The sequence below is a fragment of the uncultured Solobacterium sp. genome (genome assembly GCF_963517755.1).
GTDB lineage: Bacteria > Bacillota_I > Bacilli_A > Erysipelotrichales > Erysipelotrichaceae > Bulleidia.
In genome coordinates this window covers 84,632-104,391 of record NZ_CAUQGG010000006.1, presented here as the reverse complement: position 1 = coordinate 104,391, position 19,760 = coordinate 84,632, and the positions used below count along the sequence as shown (strand labels likewise).

Annotated in this window: 18 protein-coding genes; all 18 read left to right on the top strand. The window is 37.3% G+C overall.

Annotated features, from left to right (window positions below):
* Positions 1 to 155 precede the first annotated feature (155 nt).
* The 18 genes from RWM19_RS05195 (at position 156) to RWM19_RS05110 (ending at position 19,706) form a co-directional block, all read left to right on the top strand.
* Positions 156 to 1,097 carry an ABC transporter permease gene (locus RWM19_RS05195; protein ID WP_313984501.1) on the top strand — a complete coding sequence of 314 codons (942 nt, stop codon included), beginning with the start codon at positions 156 to 158 and terminating at the stop codon, positions 1,095 to 1,097.
* On the top strand, positions 1,087 to 1,902 hold the full coding sequence (locus RWM19_RS05190; RefSeq protein WP_313984498.1) for an ABC transporter permease: 816 nt from the start codon (positions 1,087 to 1,089) through the stop codon (positions 1,900 to 1,902). The genes RWM19_RS05195 and RWM19_RS05190 overlap by 11 nt, the downstream gene beginning before the upstream one ends.
* The gene (locus RWM19_RS05185; RefSeq protein ID WP_313984496.1) at positions 1,886 to 3,400 is read left to right on the top strand and encodes an ABC transporter substrate-binding protein; all 1,515 of its coding nucleotides are present in this window, start codon (positions 1,886 to 1,888) and stop codon (positions 3,398 to 3,400) included. The genes RWM19_RS05190 and RWM19_RS05185 overlap by 17 nt, the downstream gene beginning before the upstream one ends.
* Complete coding sequence (locus RWM19_RS05180; RefSeq protein ID WP_313984494.1) at positions 3,397 to 4,182, top strand: ABC transporter ATP-binding protein; 786 nt, start codon at positions 3,397 to 3,399, stop codon at positions 4,180 to 4,182. The genes RWM19_RS05185 and RWM19_RS05180 overlap by 4 nt, the downstream gene beginning before the upstream one ends.
* Positions 4,170 to 4,919, top strand: a complete 750-nt coding sequence (locus tag RWM19_RS05175) for an ABC transporter ATP-binding protein (protein WP_313984491.1) — start codon at positions 4,170 to 4,172, stop codon at positions 4,917 to 4,919. The genes RWM19_RS05180 and RWM19_RS05175 overlap by 13 nt, the downstream gene beginning before the upstream one ends.
* Positions 4,920 to 4,997: 78 nt before the next feature.
* Positions 4,998 to 7,163 (top strand): primosomal protein N', encoded by a 2,166-nt coding sequence (priA, locus tag RWM19_RS05170; RefSeq protein ID WP_313984488.1) that lies wholly within the window; start codon positions 4,998 to 5,000, stop codon positions 7,161 to 7,163.
* A gap of 9 nt (positions 7,164 to 7,172) precedes the next feature.
* Positions 7,173 to 7,733, top strand: a complete 561-nt coding sequence (locus RWM19_RS05165) for a GNAT family N-acetyltransferase (protein ID WP_294023660.1) — start codon at positions 7,173 to 7,175, stop codon at positions 7,731 to 7,733.
* Positions 7,734 to 7,907: 174 nt separating this feature from the next.
* Positions 7,908 to 8,348 (top strand): division/cell wall cluster transcriptional repressor MraZ, encoded by a 441-nt coding sequence (gene mraZ, locus RWM19_RS05160; RefSeq protein ID WP_294208657.1) that lies wholly within the window; start codon positions 7,908 to 7,910, stop codon positions 8,346 to 8,348.
* Positions 8,345 to 9,280: a 16S rRNA (cytosine(1402)-N(4))-methyltransferase RsmH gene (gene rsmH, locus RWM19_RS05155; RefSeq protein WP_313984483.1), complete on the top strand. Its 936-nt coding sequence runs from the start codon at positions 8,345 to 8,347 to the stop codon at positions 9,278 to 9,280. Before mraZ ends, rsmH begins: the two co-directional genes overlap by 4 nt.
* Before the next feature lie 4 nt (positions 9,281 to 9,284).
* The gene (locus tag RWM19_RS05150; protein WP_294021751.1) at positions 9,285 to 9,611 is read left to right on the top strand and encodes a septum formation initiator family protein; all 327 of its coding nucleotides are present in this window, start codon (positions 9,285 to 9,287) and stop codon (positions 9,609 to 9,611) included.
* A 1-nt stretch (position 9,612) separates the two neighbouring features.
* Positions 9,613 to 11,784, top strand: coding sequence for a penicillin-binding protein (locus RWM19_RS05145; RefSeq protein ID WP_313984479.1), 2,172 nt, complete (start codon positions 9,613 to 9,615; stop codon positions 11,782 to 11,784).
* Between the two features lie 12 nt (positions 11,785 to 11,796).
* Positions 11,797 to 12,762 (top strand): phospho-N-acetylmuramoyl-pentapeptide-transferase, encoded by a 966-nt coding sequence (gene mraY / locus RWM19_RS05140; RefSeq protein WP_313984478.1) that lies wholly within the window; start codon positions 11,797 to 11,799, stop codon positions 12,760 to 12,762.
* A 135-nt stretch (positions 12,763 to 12,897) separates the two neighbouring features.
* Positions 12,898 to 13,185, top strand: coding sequence for a hypothetical protein (locus tag RWM19_RS05135; protein ID WP_294021747.1), 288 nt, complete (start codon positions 12,898 to 12,900; stop codon positions 13,183 to 13,185).
* A gap of 3 nt (positions 13,186 to 13,188) precedes the next feature.
* The gene (gene secD / locus RWM19_RS05130) at positions 13,189 to 15,489 is read left to right on the top strand and encodes a protein translocase subunit SecD (RefSeq protein ID WP_313984476.1); all 2,301 of its coding nucleotides are present in this window, start codon (positions 13,189 to 13,191) and stop codon (positions 15,487 to 15,489) included.
* Positions 15,490 to 15,539: 50 nt separating this feature from the next.
* A complete protein-coding gene (locus tag RWM19_RS05125) occupies positions 15,540 to 16,190 on the top strand; it encodes an HAD family phosphatase (protein WP_313984474.1) in 651 nt (216 codons plus the stop codon).
* A gap of 19 nt (positions 16,191 to 16,209) precedes the next feature.
* Entirely contained in the window at positions 16,210 to 17,520 is a 1,311-nt protein-coding gene (murD, locus tag RWM19_RS05120; protein ID WP_313984471.1) for a UDP-N-acetylmuramoyl-L-alanine--D-glutamate ligase, read from the top strand.
* Entirely contained in the window at positions 17,517 to 19,109 is a 1,593-nt protein-coding gene (locus RWM19_RS05115; protein ID WP_313984469.1) for a DHH family phosphoesterase, read from the top strand. Before murD ends, RWM19_RS05115 begins: the two co-directional genes overlap by 4 nt.
* Before the next feature lie 63 nt (positions 19,110 to 19,172).
* Entirely contained in the window at positions 19,173 to 19,706 is a 534-nt protein-coding gene (locus tag RWM19_RS05110; protein WP_294023525.1) for an adenine phosphoribosyltransferase, read from the top strand.
* The last annotated feature ends 54 nt before the right edge of the window (positions 19,707 to 19,760 follow it).

Sequence of the window (19,760 nt, the reverse complement as noted above, 5' to 3'; positions counted from 1 at the left end):
ACGAAAGCAATGAATTCCCATACCATTTGTTGTGCATGAAGCAGTATTTATGTAGCTAAATACAGGCAAAAGTAATACATTAGCGATAGTGCTAATGTATTTTGTTTCTGTAGAGATTAAGTGAAGATGTATTCAACTATGCAAAGGAATTTACAATGAAATATTTTATCAAGCGTTTATTGCGTACAATTCCTATTGTTGTAGGAGTTACGCTTATCACATTTAGTTTAATTTATCTTTCACCAAGTGATCCAGCACATATGCATTTTCATCAAGCAGGGTCCCCAGCAACGGAAGAGATGTTAGAACAGTTCCGTCATGAACATCACTTGGATGAACCATTCTTTGTTCAATATCAAAACTGGTGGGTTTCTTTCTTAAAAGGGGATTTAGGTACTTCTTATCAGGATGGTCGCCCAGTATCTGAAAAGATTATGAAATCTGCTCCATATACAATCTCAATTGCAATTAATAGTATGATACTAACTTTACTTGTTTCGATTCCGCTTGGAATCTATTGTGCATACCACGAACAATCAAGACTTTCAAAGCTGATTGATGTGATAACACAGGTAGGGATATCAATTCCTACCTTTATAATCGGATTATTATTGTTGTATTTATTTACTTCTGTGTTTCATATCTTTCGTGTATTACCAAAGGATAGCACAGGTGTTATTATGCCTAGTCTAACTATCACGCTTGGTATGTCATTTCGTTATATCAAACAGATTCAAAAGATTGCTAGTCGTGAGTTAGAGAAGGACTATATCAAAGGTTTGCGTGCTAGAGGTGTTGGTACAGTTTCAATTCTGTTTTGCACAGTGCTTCAGAGTACGATGGTTGAAGTGATTACTTTAACTGCTGTTTCTTTTGGAAGTCTTTTAAGTGGTGTGGCGTTAATTGAAACCATATTTAACTGGCCTGGTCTTGGAAAACTGTTGGTGGATGCGGTCATTAGTAAGGATATTCCGATGATTCAAGCTGTTGTAGTGTGGCTTGTGCTTGCGTATGTCTTAATTAATTTATTGGCAGATGTACTCTATGGAATCTTTGATGCACGGATACGGTTAGGTGGTGATAGTCGTGAAGCTTAATCGTAAACAGTGGATCTTGATTATCATGATTGCATGTTTATTATTGTGCAGTGTTTTGATGGAATTAATGTTACCGAAGATAATTTCGGAATCAAATCTAGCTGTTCGTTTACAAGCACCTAGTATGCAACATTTCTTTGGAACAGATGCCTTTGGAAGGGATGTGTTTGTACGTACAATCGTAGCCGCGAAACTTAGCATTCTATCTACGATAGTAATCGTAGTGGTTGCTGGAGGATTTGGCATCTTTGTCGGTATGATTAGCGGTTACATGGGTGGACTGTTAGATGAAGTACTTATGGCGATATGTGATTTATTCTTAGCATTTCCCCAAATGTTAATTGCGATTGCGATTGCAGGGATACTTGGTGGTGGCTTACATAATGCGATGATTGCCCTAGCAATTAGTGATTGGATGTTATTTGCTCGTTTGGCAAGATCTGCGACGCTAAAAGAGAAATCAGAACTATATGTAACTGCTGCTAAATTTGCAGGATTAAGTGATATCGAAATACTATTGAGACATATCTTACCGAATATTCGAAATGTAATGATAGTGACATTGACGTTAAACTTTGCGAATATGTTATTGTCACTTGCAGGGCTTAGCTTTTTAGGCATTGGAGTAAAAGTACCAACGCCAGAATGGGGCTCTATGATTAGTGAAGGAAGACAATATTTAACATCCGCACCATGGATTTCTTTATTCCCATGTTTGTTTATCTTCATTACAGTATTTTTAATCAACCAATTCGCAAAGACTTTCAATAGTCAAGAGGGGGAACGAAATGAAACGATGGATTAAAGTTTTGTGTATATCTATGACATTAGCCTTGTCTGCATGTACACCAACACCAAAAATAGATGAAACAGCTAATCATACTATCCGTATTGGTACAGAGCAGTTTACTGCATCATTGGATTCAGCTTTAGAGTGGAATGGGTGGTTCACCGTTCGATATGGTATTGGGGAAACTTTATTTAAAGTAGAGGATAACATGGAGATTACCCCATGGCTTGTATCGAACGCAGAAAACATTGACACACAGACATGGAAGTTAACGCTACGCGAGAATATTAAGTTCTCAGATGGTACAACAATGGACGCAAAAAGTGTAGTAGATAATTTGCACCATGTTGCACAGGAAAACGCAAGAGCTGCGTTCTTAAAAGATGCTGAATATGAAATAGATGGTAATTCAATCACAATAAAGACTGTAAAACCACGCGCAACATTATTATCTGATTTAAGTGATCCAATGTTTGCGATATTGAATCTAAATTCTAAGGAAGATAGGACTACGATGCCGATTGGGACTGGTCCATATACGGTGAAGACATTTACAGCTGATCAAGAAATTGTGCTTGAGCCAAATATAAATTATTGGAATGGAACACCGAAATTAGACGAGATTACAGTTACAAAGATGCTTGAGAAAGAAACGGCAATTCTTGCACTTAAGAATCATGAATTGGATGCGTATACAGAGATGAATTCGGAGGGAATTAAGCAACTAAAGGATACTGATGAATTTGATATTCATATGATTCCATCTAGCCGAGTATATTCTCTCTACATGAATACAGAAACCCTTTCAGATGTATCACTGCGGAAAGCAATTGCCAAAGCAATTGATAAAGAATCGATTGCCAGTTACTTACTGGATGGCACAATGACTGCTACGGATGGACCATTTCCAAGTGATTCTGAGTATGCATTACCAAGTTCTGATGAAGCTTCTTATAACCAAGTGGAAGCAAAGCAAATTTTAGAATCATTGGGTTATATAGATACAGATGGTGATGGGTATGTAGAAAAAGATGGTCAAAACCTCTCTCTTACAATCGCTTACTATAAACGTCTATCACAAGAAGCGATTGCGACGGAATTACAGTCCGCACTTAAGAAGATTGGAATTCACGCTGAACTTCAGCTGCATGAAGGCACAAAATATCTTGAGAATAAAGAATATGATTTAGGTTTCTACTCCATGGTGACAATGCCTACAGGAGATCCTGCATATTACTTAAATGCGTTACTATCCGAAGGAGGTTCTGTGAATTATTCTGGATATGATAACCATGCAATGCAGGTATTGTTAAAACAGTTAAATGATTCCTATGATACAAAGGAACGTATTAAGCTTGTTAAACAGATTGAGGAAATATTGTTGTCAAGTTATAGCGTTACATACATTGGGTTTAATAACTTGATTTTCGCAACAAGAAAAGGATTGAAGAACTTTACACCTCATGTTACAGACTACTACCAAATTACAGTTGATTTAGAACTTCAATCATGAGACAGCTAATTTTAGAAATAAAAAATGTCATTGCTAGATATGGCGATGCAAAAGTGTTACATGATGTTTCACTTTCTGTCTATCCATCAGAAGTGATTGGGATTGTTGGACAGAGCGGTAGTGGAAAAACAAGTCTGTTAAATTGTATTCTTCAATTAGAACCAAATCTTAAAATTGATGCAGGTGAAATTTTATATACAAATCAAAAACTTTTGGATATGAATCAAAGGGAATATCGACAGTTATTTAAAGATGAAATAGCAACGATTTTTCAAAGCAGTAATTTCTCACTAGTACCTACAAGAAAAATATCTGCTCAATTTTACGAAACAACAAATGGAAAATTAAGTAGGGAAGAAACTCGTCAAAAGGCATATGATTTATTTCGAAAGTTTGAATTAAAAGAACCAGAACGTATTTTTAACAGTTATCCTTTTGCGCTGTCAATTGGTATGGCACAACGTGTAGCGGTATCACTTGCGCTAATGAATGATCCGAATTTACTTTTGTGCGATGAACCTACGAGTGCACTCGATGTAAAGAGTGCATATGAAATGGTTCAACAGCTAAAACTGCTGAAAGAAGAAAAAGGTATGACGATGGTAGTGATTACACATAACATTGCACTGGCTGCACAATTGTGTAATCGTATTGTGGTAATGTATCAAGGTAGAATTGTCGAAGTACAAGAAACAAAGACGCTAATTCAAAATCCTATGCATGCATATACAAAAGAATTATTGGCTGCTTTACCAAAGACGGAGGATTTATGGGACGATTAATACAAGCAGAAAATATTGTTAAGTGCTTCCATGAAAAGAAACAACGAGTATTAGCAGTAGATCATGTTTCCCTTCATCTTGATGAAGGAGAAATACTTGGCATCATAGGGGAAAGTGGTAGTGGTAAAAGTACAATCTTACGACTACTATCAGGCATTATTCAACCGGATGAAGGACAAGTTACATTATTTGGTAAATCACTTGATAGAAAAGATCGTAGTCGCTTCCAAAATATACAAATGATATTTCAAGATGCAAGAGCTTCTTTTGATAAGCAATATACGATTGAGCAAAGTTTGAATGAAGTACGTAAATATTTAAATCCAAATGCGTTAGAAAATCGTTTCTTATTACAGGAAGTTGGGTTGGATGCTTCCTTTGCAAAAAAGTATCCCTACGAAATGTCTGGTGGGGAATGTCAACGTGCAGCGATTGCCCGTGCACTTGTGTGTGATCCTAAAGTATTGTTGTGTGATGAAATTACAAGTGCATTAGATGTTATCACACAAGAGAAGATTTGTAATTTAATAACGCATCTATGTCATCAACATCACATCTCAGCAATCTTTGTATCCCATGATTTACCACTCATTAGCAACCTATGTAATCGTGTGATGATTATGAAGGATGGAAAGGTTGTAGAAGAGGGTAAAACAAAAGAAGTGATGCAAAACCCACAACATCCATACACAAAAGAGTTATTACGACATATCATGAAACTTGAAACGGCAGAATAGTCACTGCTGTTTTTTATCTAAACTTTTACCGTGGAATTTTCATTTTATAGTAGAATAGAGTAAGAAATTGGAGAGACTATGAAGATTGTGCAATGTTGGTTAGAACATCCTGTACGTAGGCTGGATCAGACTTTTACATACTTATATGACGATGAAGATATTGAAGTGGGTAGCCGTGTAACGATTCCACTTTTAAATCGTAGTGTTGTTGGTTTTGTAGAAAGTATCCAAGATACGGATGAAACAAAGGAAGAGATTGAAACACGACTTGGTTTTAAATTGCGCTTTATTCAAGAAGTTAAAGACCATGAAAGTTTAATTACAGATGAATTACATAACTTAGCGATGTGGCTAAAAGAAAATACTTTATCGACAACGATATCTTGTTTTCAGACGATGTTACCATCGAAGTTGAAACCAACTACAAATGATAAAACAATTGTAAAAGAGAAATGGGTTAAACTGACAAATGAAGAAGTTAGTTTAACACCTAAGCAATTAGAAGCCTATCTTTACGCACGTGAGCATCAACCATTAACATATACAGCTTTACGTAAAATATATCCACTGCAAGCGCGTGCACTCATTGAGAAAAATGCAATTCTCTTAGAAGAAAAAGAAAGAGAAGCAGCAGATGATGTAAATATCAATATTGAATTTGCATTACAGTTAACACCATTACAACAGTCTGCAATGGATGAAATTAACAATAGTCAGGACGATGTGTATCTTCTACATGGTATCACTGGTTCTGGTAAGACAGAGGTATATTTACAACTGGCTGCACAAGCACTTTTACAACATAAACAGGTATTGATTTTAGTGCCTGAAATCAGTTTGACACCACAAATGATTAATCGTGTTTCTTCTCGCTTTGGACATGCATTAGCAATCTATCATAGTGGACTAAGCGACCAAGAGAAGTATGAGCAGTACCGCAAGGTAAAGACTGGTAAAGCATCTATTGTCGTTGGCACAAGAAGTGCGGTATTTTTGCCATTTCAGAATTTAGGTTTGATTGTCATGGATGAAGAACATGATAATTCTTATAAACAAGAAAACCAGCCAGCATATCATTGTCGTGACGTGGCTATATGGAGAGGCCATTATCATCACTGTAAAGTGATACTTGGCTCAGCAACACCAGCACTTGAAAGTTATGCACGTGCTCTAAAAAATGTATATCACTTGGTAAAGATGAATGAACGTATCAATCAAAGTCTACCAAACATTCAACTTGTATCAATCAAGGATAGTATTAAGAAGAATGGCAACTATATCATTACTGATGAATTACGTAAGAAGATACAAGAGCGCTTAGAAAAAAATGAGCAGAGTATTCTGTTATTAAATCGCCGTGGGTATGTCACTCAGCTTCGCTGCAAGTCTTGCCAAGAGGTTGTGAAATGTCCACATTGTGATATTGCGATGAGTTATCATCGTGATGTGAATCGCTTAAAATGTCATACTTGCGGTACAGAGATTGCTGTTCCAAAGGAATGTCCACATTGTCATAATCGTACGGGTTTTACCACAATGGGTTTTGGCACAGAGAAACTAGAAGCGGAAGTACATGCATTATTTCCTAATGCGAAGGTATTGCGTATGGATGCGGATACAACAGGTAGAAAGAATGCACATCAAAAGATATTACAAGCTTTCGGTAATCATGAAGCAGATATCTTATTGGGTACACAGATGATAGCCAAGGGATTAGATTATCCACACGTTACACTGGTTGGTGTCATCAATGGGGATGAAGGTTTACAACGTACGGACTTCCGTAGTTGTGAGATGACCTTTGATTTATTGATGCAGGCAGGTGGAAGAAGTGGCAGAGCTGATACAGTGGGTGAAGTTGTATATCAAGTATTTGATCCAAGTCACTATGCGGTGCAGTGTGCTGCAAGGCAAGACTACGAAGCATTCTTCCGCAACGAGATGAAGTTTCGCCATGCTGGACAATATCCGCCATATACTTACTTGATTGCCTTAACGATCCAAGGTCGCAAGGATGATGTGGTGATGAAGCAAGCAATGGCAATCAAGGATGAAATCGTGGGTAACTTTAAAACGATTGGTATTATTTCGTTGTTAAAGATACAAGATTTATATCGCTATCGAATCTTGTTAAAGGGGAAGGATTTAGATTCGATGAGACAGTCGGTTGCAAGGTTTTTATCTACGACAAAGATAGATGTAACAGGGTTACGGATTGATATCAATCCGATGTATTTAGATTAAAGGAGTTATATGAAAGATTTATTACAATATCGTAAAGAACTATTATGTGGTGAAAAAATTACACTCAGAGGTACGACGGCTGAAGATGAAGCAATTTTAGCAAAGTGGTGGAACGAAGAGACAATGTTACTTGGTAATCGTTCTAGAATCGTTCCTACATTTGCGGAAGAGAACTCTTCTCTATTTCATAGTTGGTCAGCAAACCAGGGAAGAACTGGCTTTGGATTAACAATAGAAAATAAGCAGGGTGAAGTAGTGGGACATATTACGGCATTTAATTTATCAATGCCAGAGATGATCGCAACGGTTGGCATCTTAGTAGGACCTGAATATCAAGGTAAGGGCTATGGTAGTGAAGCTATGCGAAAGGCAATACGTATCTGCTTTGAGGAATTGAATGCACACAAAGTTGAGTTAAATGTATTCTCATACAATGAAAATGCAATCAAGATGTATGAGAAAGTTGGATTTGTATTGGAGGGCAGAAGAAGAGCTGCTTCTTACCACCGTGGTCAATTTTATGATGTTTTGACCATGGGAATTCTTCGAGAAGAGTATTTTTCTCGTTAATTTTTTCATAAAAAATAAACAGAATTTGAAGAAAAATCACGCTTTGGCAAAAATGTGAAAAATGCCGATGATAAGCGAGATTTTTCTTCTTTTTTTATGTTTTTTATCTTGTATAATAATTACGAAGTGGTAGAATAGTGGTATGAAATGGAGCAAAGTGGAGGGAATATTCAGATGGTGATGTTCACAGGTGAATACAGACACAACCTAGATCCGAAAAACAGACTGATTATTCCGTCAAAATACAGAGACCAGTTGACGACAAAGATTTACGTAACTGAGTGGATGGATGGATGCTTAGCTGCGTTTGCGGAAAATGAATGGAACGAGTTGGTGTCAAAACTAAATAAGTTACCAATCACAAATAAAAAAGCCCGTGCCTTTGTACGTAGTATCTTAGGCAAGGCGGATGAGTGTGGTGTGGATAACCAAGGAAGAATCCTATTGCCACAATTCCAGATTTCTGATCGTGGATTTGAAAAGTCTTGTGTAATTGTAGGTGCTTCTGATCACTTCGAAATTTGGCCAGAGAAAGTATTTGAACAATACAACGAAGAATCTATGGGTGAATTAGAAGACTTCGCAGAAGACTTGACGGAGTTATTACAAGCATGAAGCATACATCGGTCTTATTAAAAGAAACAGTAGATTCACTCAATGTAAAAGAAGATGGCATCTATGTAGATGGAACATTGGGCCGTGGTGGACATTCTGGATATCTGATTTCCAAATTGAAGAGTGGTCATCTATATGCATTTGATAAAGATAGTCAAGCAATTGCGGAATCTACCGAGAATCTAAAAGATGTGCTGTCTTATATCACGATGATTCATAATGACTTTCGCTCCATGAAGGAAGAACTTGCAAAAAGAGGAATTCATGAAGTGGATGGAATCATGATGGATTTAGGAGTTAGCTCTCCACAGTTCGATGATCCTACTAGAGGATTTAGTTATCGATATGATGCACGTTTAGATATGCGTATGAATCAGGAACAAGAATTAGATGCATACCAAATCGTGAATACATATTCCTTCGAAGAACTCTGCCGTATCTTGCGAGAGTATGGAGAAGAGAAATTTACAAAGCCAATTGCAAGAGCAATTGAAAAACATCGAGCTATTCAACCAATTGAAACAACATTCCAATTGGTGGATGTCATCAAGTCAGCCTTACCAGACAAGGTGTTACGTCAAAAAGGACATCCAGCAAAACAAACGTTCCAAGCATTACGTATTGAAGTAAATGATGAACTTGGAGCATTACAAAAAGGATTGGAAGATGCACTGAGCTTATTAAAACCGCATGGTAGATGTGCGATTATTACGTTCCATTCCTTGGAAGATCGCATGGTCAAAAGTGTATTCAAAGAATATTCATCAGCACCTTACATTGACCCACGCATTCCAATCAAGGCATCTGATATCAAACAAGCAGATTACAACTTAATCACAAAAAAGCCAATCACAGCGACTGATGAAGAGTTAGAGGAGAATCACCGCTCTCACAGTGCAAAGCTACGTGTTATAGAGAAAAAAGGAGAATAGGGATATGGCCAAGATTGTTAAAAGAAAAAAACAGAAAAAAAATACAGCATTTTTAAATTTTTCTATATGGATGTTCATGATTTCTGCTACACTTTACTTGGCTAGTTCCATATTCTTAAGAACTTACAACAATGCCTTAAGTGCTCAAACACAACAAATGGAAGCTGATATCGTAACATTACGTACGCAGAATGATGCACTCAAGGTAGAAATCTTGAACTTAGGATCAAATAACCGCGTTGATGAAATTGCGGCAAGTAACGGTCTAAGTAAGAAACAGGAGAACATTGTCACTATCACAGGTGGATCTAGCAAGACAACTGGAGAATAGAATGGCAAAAAGAAAGAAATACCGTAACGAAGTACGTCGAATATTGATCGTGACATTAGCAGCAATGATGCTGATTGCTTCTAATGTTTTTTTCGTAACCATTGGGAAGGTGCATTTGCGCTCTGGAACAGATTTGAGTATTTACGCAGATTCTGCCAATACGGTTACAGACACTACATTAGCGTTGCGTGGATTTATATACGATAGAAATGGTCAGGTAATTGCACAGGATAATCGTACTTACGATATCGTTTGTGTTTTATCTTCTGCACGTCAATCTATCGAAGGTCAGATTGCATACGTGAAAGATAAAGAGGGGACGGCAAAGGTTCTATCTGAGATTTTAAAAATTGATTATGACAAAATCATGGGATATCTATCTCAAGATATATACCAAACAGAGTTAGGTGTTGGTGGTCGCCGCTTATCACAAGCAACCAAGGACCTTATTGAATCTTACAAATTGCCAGGGATTGAATTTACGGATTCTATCAAGCGTATCTATCCAAATGGACAATTTGCTTCGAACTTAATTGGTTATGCACAACAAGATGACCATGACATTACAACAGGACAGATGGGATTGGAACTTTACCTAAACTCTTATCTATCTGGTACTAATGGTACACGTACATACCAGACAGACAAAGATGGATATCGTTTACCTGGTATGAAGGATGAAGTGGTCAGCGCTGTAAATGGTGATGATGTTTATCTAACACTAGATACTTCCATCCAACAAACACTTGAACAATCTATGAGTATGACGCAAAGTCAATTTGGTGCAGATAATGTTTGGGGCGGTGTCATGGAGATTAAGACTGGTAAGGTCTTAGCTTGGGGTCAATCAAACTCCTTCGATCCAAATGTTCGTGAGATTACAGATTATACAAATACTGGTGCACAGGTCCCATATGAACCAGGTTCTACTTTAAAGACATTTACTTGGGCTGCTGCCATCAATGAGGGTAAATATAATGGTTCGGAATTAACAAATGGTAATTCTTATTGCTATGGAACTGATAGCCAAAATAATCCAATTCGTGCAACGGCAGATAATAGTCTAGGCTGTGTTTACAATGCAGATCGTTATCAATATGGATCAGTTGATTTTGATACAGGTCTTATTTACTCGCTAAACTCTGTAGCAGGTACAGTTCAAAATGAAGTGATTACCCCAGATATTAATCTTGAGTATTTAAGAAAGTTTGGTTTCTTCAATGATGTAGATACAGATGGCCTACCAGAAGCAACTGGTACATTAAACTTTACGTATCCTTCGGATAAACTTTCCTTATCCTTTGGTCAGGGTTCTACGGTTACAATGTTGCAGTTAATGCAGGCATATAGTGCTGTATTCTCTGATGGTACAATGGTAAAACCATATTTCGTAGATTCTATTCGTGATGGATATGACAATTCGAAATATATCTATAAAGCAAATAAGACGGTTGTAGGTCATCCGATTACAAGTGATACCGCAAAACAGTTACAGAGTATTCTCTATCGTGTAGTAAATGATGATAAGGGTACAGGTCGTGGTTATCGAATCCCTGAATGTAAAGTGATGGGTAAGACAGGTACAACTGAATTAGCGGTTGATGGTAGTTATCAATCTGGTAAGTATATCTATTCCTTTATGGGTGCTTTACCGGCAGATAACCCACAGATTCTGGTTTATTATGCAATCCAAATTGATTCAAGTGCACCAGTCAACCAACAACCGCAAGTAAACTTATTACGTCGTATTGCGATGCAATATGGGTTTGCACAGCAGACAGCTGAAACACCAGAAAATACAGCAGAAACTGTTTCGGTATATGAGATGCCATCGTTGATCAACCATAGTTTAAGCTATGTACAAAATACACTCTCTTCCTATGGAACAGAACTATATAACTTGGGTGATGGAAATACTGTTATTCGTCAATATCCACAAGTTGGACATTCTGTGACAACGGGACAAAAGGTATTCTTAGTTACCAATGCTAATACGATCTATATTCCGAATATGCTTGGATGGAGTAGACAGGATGTAGCTGGATTCTGGCAAGCGACAGGATTAGATGTTACCATCACTGGTGATGAAACATCAGTTGTGACTTCACAAGATATACCGCCAGGTTCATACGTTGAAAAGAAAACCGCTATCTCGATCCACTTTGGTGGGTAGTCAGGAGTAAATATGTCAATATTTCAAATGTGCTTATATTTCGTATTGAGTCTTAGTATTGTACTAGTGACAATGCCATTTTTGATTCAATATCTCAAAAAACTAAGCTTTAAACAAACTGTTAGTGAATATGCATTAGAGGATGATAAGAAGAAGGCGGGAACACCTATCATGGGTGGTATCTTATTTATTATCGTTCCAGTTGTATTAACTTTAATTTTCGTAAAAGGAATCTTTCAAGACCTTGATACGCTGATAGTACTATTAGCGTTTATGGGCTATGGCTTAATTGGTTTTGTGGATGATTTCTTAATTGCTGTACTTAAAAACAATGAAGGTTTAAAACCACTTCATAAGTTTTTGATGCAAGTTTTATTAGCAGTAATATTCTTCGTGCTATATCGCTCGCACGCATCTTTGGAAATTACACTTCCAATTACTCGTATCGTAATACCACTTGGTATCGCATATTTCTTCTTAGTATTATTTATGTTTACTGGCTCTAGCAACGCGGTCAATCTGACAGATGGCATGGATGGATTATCTTCTGGTGTTAGTATTATCGCTTTAATACCATATCTAGTTATTACTCTAAAACAAGAAAAGATTGGTTTGGCAATCTTTGTAGTATGTTTGATTGGTGCTTTACTTGGCTATCTTTACTACAATAAAAAACCAGCGCGTGTATTTATGGGTGATACTGGATCACTTGCTTTAGGTGGTGTATTAGCTGCCTTAGCGATGATTACGAAAACGGAATTATTATTAATTTTGATTGCAGGGGTACCAGTGATTGAAACACTTTGTGTGATGATTCAGATTGGTTCTGTAAAAATTAGACATAAGAAAGTATTCCCATATACACCGATTCATTATGCATTCCGCATTAAGGGTATGCCTGAAGTTAGTATTGTACGTATGTTTTGGCTTGTAGAGGCAATCTTAGCAGGGATTGGACTACTCATAGGAATACATTGATCCTAGATGAAAATTCTAGGATTTTTTGTTTTTGGAGATGGAAAACAGAGTATAATATTGATAAGTATTATCATTTTGAAGTATGGTTATCAAAAGATGTTTTTGGTATAATAACTAAGTTGTTAGGAGGAAGGCATGTCACAAAGTACTTTTGATGTGAATCATCGATTAGTGGAACTGACGATGGTTCTCAAATTACAAAAATTACAAAAAGAAGATTTGCCTACTCTTACATATGTAAATCTTGAGGATTATCTGAATCATTTATGGCGCAATAAATCACCGCGGACACTCAATCAAGCTGTTGATGTTGTGTGGAACGTTGCTGCAAATGATGTTGTACGCTTCTTATCAACACAAGCTGTTATTGATGGTGCGAAGAAAAACCTTGAAGATTTTGCGGATGTCATCGGAGGGAATTAACTTATGGCAAAAAATACTACAAAGAAAAGTAAATTAGCCGTTTTTGCGTTAATTGTTCTATTGTTGGGTACTTTAATCGCTACAACAATACGCTCAATTATCTCTAGTTTAAATTTAGGCTTGGACTTACGCGGCGGTTTTGAAATCTTGTATCAGGTAGAACCGTTAAATGAAGGTGCTACAGTTGATATGTCTGCGGTAATTAACAGTATTTCAAAGCGTATCAACGTATTGGGTGTTAGTGAACCACAGATTACAGTGGAAGGCAATAACCGCGTTCGTGTACAGATTGCAGGTGCGAAAGACCTTGAAACTGCACGTGAATTAATTGGTACAACAGCGAATCTTACATTCCGCGATGTAGATAATAATGAATTAGCTGATTCATCTATCTTACAAGAAGGTGGTGCATCTCTTGCGTATAAAGATGGCGAACCTATCGTATCTTTAAAGATTGCGGATAAAGAGAAGTTTGCGGCAATGACAAAGGCAATTGCACAAAAGGGTAATGGCGCAAACGTCATGATTGTATGGCTTGATTGGCAAGATGGCGATACATACGCTGCGGAAGCTGCGAAGGCAAAGAATGGTGAAGAGCCTAAGTATATCTCAGCTGCCTCTGTACAATCAGAAATTAATGGCGACTGCATTATCTCTGGAAACTTTACAGAGGATTCCGCTAGAACTTTAGCTAACCTCATCAATTCTGGTTCTTTACCAGTTAAGTTAACTGAGCTATCCAGTAACGTTGTGTCTGCTTCATATGGTGCAGATGCTCTACAGGTAACAGCACTTGCAGGTGTAATCGGCGTTGCCGTTGTTATGGCTGTTATGATCTTCGTATATCGTTTACCAGGTTTGATTTCATCTATCATGCTTGCATTCTATGTATGGGCCGTATTTGGAATCTACTCCTTAATGGGTGCTGTATTTACATTATCTGGTATCGGTGCACTTGTGTTAGGTGTTGGTATGACTGTCGATGCGAATATCATTAACTATGAACGTATTCGTCAAGAGTTATACAAAGGTAGAAGTGTCCGTGCTGCAGTTGCAGAGGGTGGTAAGTTATCCTTTGGGGCAATCTTCGATGCACAGTTTACAACACTACTAGCCGCGTTAATTATGTATATCTGGGGAACAGGTACAGTGAAAGGCTTTGCGACTATGTTAATTATCACAGTTATTATGACGTTGATTCTTAACGTAGGTTTCTCTAAGTGGTTATTGAATCTCATTGTTGACTCTGGAATTTGTGATGGTAAACCAGGTTTATTCGCTGTTAAAAAGAATCAAATTCCTGATGTATCAAAGGGTGAAAAACAATTCTATACAGGTACATTCAAGTTTGATTACATGGGTAAGGCAAAATATGCTGTAGCTGCTGGCATTTCTATTATTGTATTATCTCTAGCGTTAAGTTTCTTTAACTTAGCTAAGGGAAATGGTTTCTTAAACTTAGGTATTGACTTTGCGTCTGGTACAAAGTTGACGGTTACTTCTGAGCAAGTTGTAAATGTTTCTGATGTTGAAGCAGAAATGGAAACATTAGGTTATAAGGGCTTTAGTTACCAAAGTGCTGGTGAACATACTGTTTACGCCACAACAAAGGCTTCTTTAGATAAAGAACAGTTAACAACAATTAAGAAAGCGTTTGAACAAAAGTATGGTGTTGAACCTGGTGATAATATCGTTACTCCAGTAGTAGGATCTGAACTTGTTAGAAGCGCAGTTATCTTAACAGTTGTAGCGTGGATTGCGATGCTAGCGTATATCACATTCCGTTATGAGTTTGACTATGCGTTTGGTTGCTTTGTTGCACTTGTGCATGACGTATTAATTGTAATTGCGGTATTTGGTATCTTAAGACTAGAAGTTAATATTGAATTGATTTCTGTATTACTCACAATCATTGGTTACTCGATCAATAACTCTATTATTGTATTCGACCGTGTACGTGAAGAAGTAAATCTACGTAATCGTATTGAACCTACAGAATATCGTGCTATCGCAAATGAAGCGATTGATGAAGCTATCAAGATGTCCTTGATGTCATCATTTACTACGATTATTCCTGTCATCTTCTTACTCATCATGGGTAGTAATTCCATCTTCACATTCGTATTTGCGATGTTAGTCGGATTAATTGCTGGTACAAGTTCATCTGTATTTATTGCGGCTTACATATGGTGCTTGATTCGTGAGAAGTCTAAGCCAAAACAGAAGACTACAAAACAAAAGAAAGATAAGAAAGTTAAGAAAGAACTTCTTGATGAATATACCATTTCTGGTATTAACGCTTAATGAACAATAAGCAGCGGGTATACCGCTGCTTTGATATTTTAGGAGAGTGTATGTTAGATATAAAAGCTGTCCTATTTGATTGTGATGGTTTGATGTTTGAAACAGAGCTTATCTCGCAACAAATATGGAAAGATGAAGCTAGGAAATTAGGATTTACTTTACCAGAAGATTTCTTCATCAATATTACTGGTTCTGGTGGAGAAGAACTCAATCGTTATCTTTCTTCCATTCCGAGTGGAATGGACTTGTATAAGGTGATGAAGAAAAAGAGATTTGATATTTCATTTTGGTCATCGGTTCAGAAAGACTGTTTGAATAAGAAGGGATTAATTACCTTATTTTATTGGCTTAAACAAAATGGTTATCGTATTGGGATTTGTTCTAGCAGCCATCGCACATACGTGGAAGCGTTATTGTCGACGGTATCGACGCCATTAGAGTATGATGCCATTGTTGGAGGGGATATGGTAACACACGCAAAACCAGATCCTGAAATATTCCTGGTTGGTGCTAAAATATTAGATGTACAACCAGCAGAGTGCCTTGTTCTAGAAGATTCTAAACAAGGAATTATCGCCGCAAGAAGAGCAGGAATGCATTCTTGTTTTATCGAAGATACCATTCAACCAGATCATACTATGAAAGAGATGATTGAATATCAAACGGAAAATTTAGAAGAAGTAATACAACTTCTCCGTTAATAAACAAGGAGGTAAGCGTATGAGCCTACAAGCATGGAAAAATGAATTTGCCAATAAGAATATCGTAATATGGGGGTATGGTCGTGAAGGCCAAGCTACATATCGTTTGATTCGTCGATTACTTCCTGAGCAGGTATTAACGATTGTTGAATCAAAACCTGGGCCATCTCTAAAAAAGGCAGAGGCTGATACTGTTCATACAATTTGTGCATGTGAAGCAGATGTGAATTTGAATCACTTTGACTTAATTCTCAAATCACCGGGTATTGTGATTCCTGATTCTATTGATGTAAATAAGATAACAGGGGAAGCGGAGTTATTTATCAAACACTATCGTGATCATATTGTCGGTATAACGGGCACAAAGGGAAAATCTACCACAACATCACTTGTGGCTGCACTACTAAAAGAGAAGTATCAAGTATGCTTGGTTGGTAATATTGGTATTCCTTGTTTTGAAGCGATTGATGAGATGGAAGATGGCGCATACGCTGCGCTAGAGTTATCTTGTCATCAGTTAGAGATTTGTCGTTATTCGCCAAAATATGCAGTTTTCTTAAACTTATACGAAGAACACTTAGATCATTATGGAACGATGGAAAAGTATGGACTTGCGAAATCTCATATTTTTACAAATCAAATGCAAGGCGATACGGTCATCATGCATGAAGAGATGAAAGACTTCATTAAGTTATCACTAAATACACCATACTTAATTGGTAAAGATATTACAGCCCATGGAACGACGTTATGTATTCCAGGACATACACTAGATGCGTCTAGTGCAAAGTTAATAGGCGAACATAACTATCGTAATCTTGCGGTTGCCTACTTTATCGCAAATAAACTGGGTGTTAGTGATGAAAGTGTAAAGAAGGCGATTGCTGATTTTAGGCCGCTAGCACATCGTTTAGAAGATCTAGGAGAGTATCAAGGAGTTCGTTTTATCAATGACTCTATTTCTACAATTGGTCAATCCTGTATTCAGGCATTAGAATCAATTGATAATGTTGATACTGTACTTGTGGGTGGAATGGATCGTGGTATTGAATATGATGAAGTAGAAGACTACTTACATGCACGCAAGGATGTACAAGTCATCTTTATGTATGCGACGGGTAAGCGCATCTATTCTGAAATGGAAAAGAAAGGCCTACTTAGACCAGGACTATATCAAGTAGAAACTCTCGAAGAAGCTGTTCGTCTTGCAAAGAAACTAACACGGCCTCATCATGCATGTGTATTATCCCCAGCCGCAAGTTCTTATGATCACTTCAAGAACTTTGAACATCGTGGAGATGTATTTAGAAAGTTGGCTTTTGAAGAATGAAGTATAACGTAATCGATGTAGACGCATCTAGTCTACAAGAAAAATATAAGATTGGTCTTTTAAGTGCGAAACTATTAAAGGCTTCTCATCTAGATGATGAGAAAGTCAGTGAATTATTTGCGAATGATACAACACTAACAACTAGTAAAGCAGACTGTATTCAAAAGTGCTGCAAACGTCTATTGCAGGCAAGGGACAACAATGAAAAAGTCATGATTGCAGGTGACTATGATGCGGATGGTATCTGTTCAACAACTATCATGAAGATGACCTTGATGAAGTTAAAGATTGAACATGGTTATTACATACCAGATCGTATGAAAGAAGGATATGGATTATCTGCACATACGGTTGAACTTGCGCATCAAAAAGGGTATAGCCTTATTATCACCGTCGATAACGGTGTCAAAGCTCATGTGGCAATTCAAAAAGCCAATGAACTTGGGTTAGATATTATTATTACTGATCATCACCAAATTGACGAAGAAATCAAAACTCCATATGTAGTACATCCAAACTACATGGAAAGTGAATATTGTTATCTTTCTGGTGCAGGTGTTGCTTTGCAGATTGCACGCAATCTGATTGGTGATAATGATATCCAAGCAGCTTTTGCATGTGTTGCGGCAATTGCGGATGTAATGCCTCTATGGAAAGAAACAAGACGTATCGTTAAGCGAGGGCTAACTGTATTAAAGCAGGGTAGACCGCGTAGCTTGATCAGTCTTTTAAATCCTGGTAGCAGTATTGATATGACTTCTATTTCATTCTCTATCGTTCCAAAACTCAATAGCCTTGGACGCATGAGTGATCTTGCCAATGTCAATACGATGATTCCATTCTTACTTTCAAACAATGAAGAACAGATTGCACACTACGCTTCTCAGGTAAATCAAATCAATGAAAAGAGAAAGGAAATTAGTGCTTCCATTAGTGAGACTGCAATTAATATGATTGCGGATGAGAAGTTTCCTATCCTATATCAAGAAGATTTCCATGAAGGGGTATCTGGTTTGGTCGCAGGTCGTATCGTTTCACAATTACATCGACCAGTTCTTGTCATGGCAAAAAGCCATGATACGATTAAGGGCAGTGGAAGAAGTGTGCCTGGTTTTAATCTCTTTGATTTCTTTAAAGATTTTGAAAATCTTGTAGCCTTTGGCGGGCATGAACAGGCAGTTGGTATCTCGGTACCAATTGAAAAGTTTGAAAAGTTTTATCAACAAGCACAAGAGAAGATGGCTAAGACAGGTTATGAATATATAGAACCAGTACAAGATGCAATTCGTATTGATGTAGAGGATATTAACTTTAACAACATCATTGATATTGATTGTTTTACACCATATCCAAAAGAAATGATTGAGCCTAATTTTGCGCTTGAGGGTATGAATGTGGTAGAGCGTAAAGAGACCGCAAAGATGGTGAAATACCTAATCGCAAATAGTAGCGGAGGTTTTGAAGCTGTACTATATAAGAATAGAAATATTGTAGCTCCGATTCTACCAAAGCGTTTGATTGGAAAACTATCTATTAATCGATGGCGGAATCGCACAACCTGTCAAATGATACTCGAAGATATTGTCTGAATCTGCTATACTAAAGAATGCATATTACAAAAATTATTTTATCCGCACAGGAGGGGATTTATCATGGCATTAAAGATTGAAGATTACATTGCGTCTGTTAGAGATTTTCCAATCAAAGGAATTCTTTTTAGAGACATTACACCAATTCTAGAAAACGCAGAAGCGTTTAGAGAAGTAACGAATCGTCTATGTGATTACGCAAAGAGCGTTAACGCAGATATGATTGTTGGTCCTGAAAGTAGAGGATTTATTTTTGGCTGTCCAGTTGCAGTTCAACTAGGACTAGGTTTTGTGCCGGTTCGTAAGCCAGGAAAGCTTCCTCGCGAAACAATTAGCTGTAAGTATGAACTAGAATATGGTTCTAATGAAGTACATATGCACAAAGATGCAATTAAGCCAGGTCAGCGTGTTGTTATTATTGATGACTTATTAGCAACTGGTGGAACAGCGAAGGCTACTGCGAAGATGATTGAACAATTGGGTGGTATCGTAGCTGGTTTTGCGTTTGTGATTGAATTATACGGTGATGACATGGATGGCCGTAAAGCGCTTGAAGGCTATGACATCTATGCGATGACTCGCTTAAGCGATAAATAAGTATAATCGAAGAGCAATCTTCGATTTTTTGCAAAATAGTAGGAGGTGAAAAAT

Excerpts from the sequence above, each read along its gene's own strand:
- RWM19_RS05195 (WP_313984501.1), top strand. The coding sequence starts at position 156 with ATGAAATATTTTATCAAGCGTTTATTGCGTACAATTCCTATTGTTGTA.
- RWM19_RS05185 (WP_313984496.1), top strand. The coding sequence starts at position 1,886 with ATGAAACGATGGATTAAAGTTTTGTGTATATCTATGACATTAGCCTTG.
- RWM19_RS05180 (WP_313984494.1), top strand. The coding sequence starts at position 3,397 with ATGAGACAGCTAATTTTAGAAATAAAAAATGTCATTGCTAGATATGGC.
- RWM19_RS05175 (WP_313984491.1), top strand. The coding sequence starts at position 4,170 with ATGGGACGATTAATACAAGCAGAAAATATTGTTAAGTGCTTCCATGAA.
- priA (WP_313984488.1), top strand. The coding sequence starts at position 4,998 with ATGAAGATTGTGCAATGTTGGTTAGAACATCCTGTACGTAGGCTGGAT.
- RWM19_RS05165 (WP_294023660.1), top strand. The coding sequence starts at position 7,173 with ATGAAAGATTTATTACAATATCGTAAAGAACTATTATGTGGTGAAAAA.
- mraZ (WP_294208657.1), top strand. The coding sequence starts at position 7,908 with ATGGTGATGTTCACAGGTGAATACAGACACAACCTAGATCCGAAAAAC.
- rsmH (WP_313984483.1), top strand. The coding sequence starts at position 8,345 with ATGAAGCATACATCGGTCTTATTAAAAGAAACAGTAGATTCACTCAAT.
- RWM19_RS05150 (WP_294021751.1), top strand. The coding sequence starts at position 9,285 with ATGGCCAAGATTGTTAAAAGAAAAAAACAGAAAAAAAATACAGCATTT.
- RWM19_RS05145 (WP_313984479.1), top strand. The coding sequence starts at position 9,613 with ATGGCAAAAAGAAAGAAATACCGTAACGAAGTACGTCGAATATTGATC.
- mraY (WP_313984478.1), top strand. The coding sequence starts at position 11,797 with ATGTCAATATTTCAAATGTGCTTATATTTCGTATTGAGTCTTAGTATT.
- RWM19_RS05135 (WP_294021747.1), top strand. The coding sequence starts at position 12,898 with ATGTCACAAAGTACTTTTGATGTGAATCATCGATTAGTGGAACTGACG.
- secD (WP_313984476.1), top strand. The coding sequence starts at position 13,189 with ATGGCAAAAAATACTACAAAGAAAAGTAAATTAGCCGTTTTTGCGTTA.
- RWM19_RS05125 (WP_313984474.1), top strand. The coding sequence starts at position 15,540 with ATGTTAGATATAAAAGCTGTCCTATTTGATTGTGATGGTTTGATGTTT.
- murD (WP_313984471.1), top strand. The coding sequence starts at position 16,210 with ATGAGCCTACAAGCATGGAAAAATGAATTTGCCAATAAGAATATCGTA.
- RWM19_RS05115 (WP_313984469.1), top strand. The coding sequence starts at position 17,517 with ATGAAGTATAACGTAATCGATGTAGACGCATCTAGTCTACAAGAAAAA.
- RWM19_RS05110 (WP_294023525.1), top strand. The coding sequence starts at position 19,173 with ATGGCATTAAAGATTGAAGATTACATTGCGTCTGTTAGAGATTTTCCA.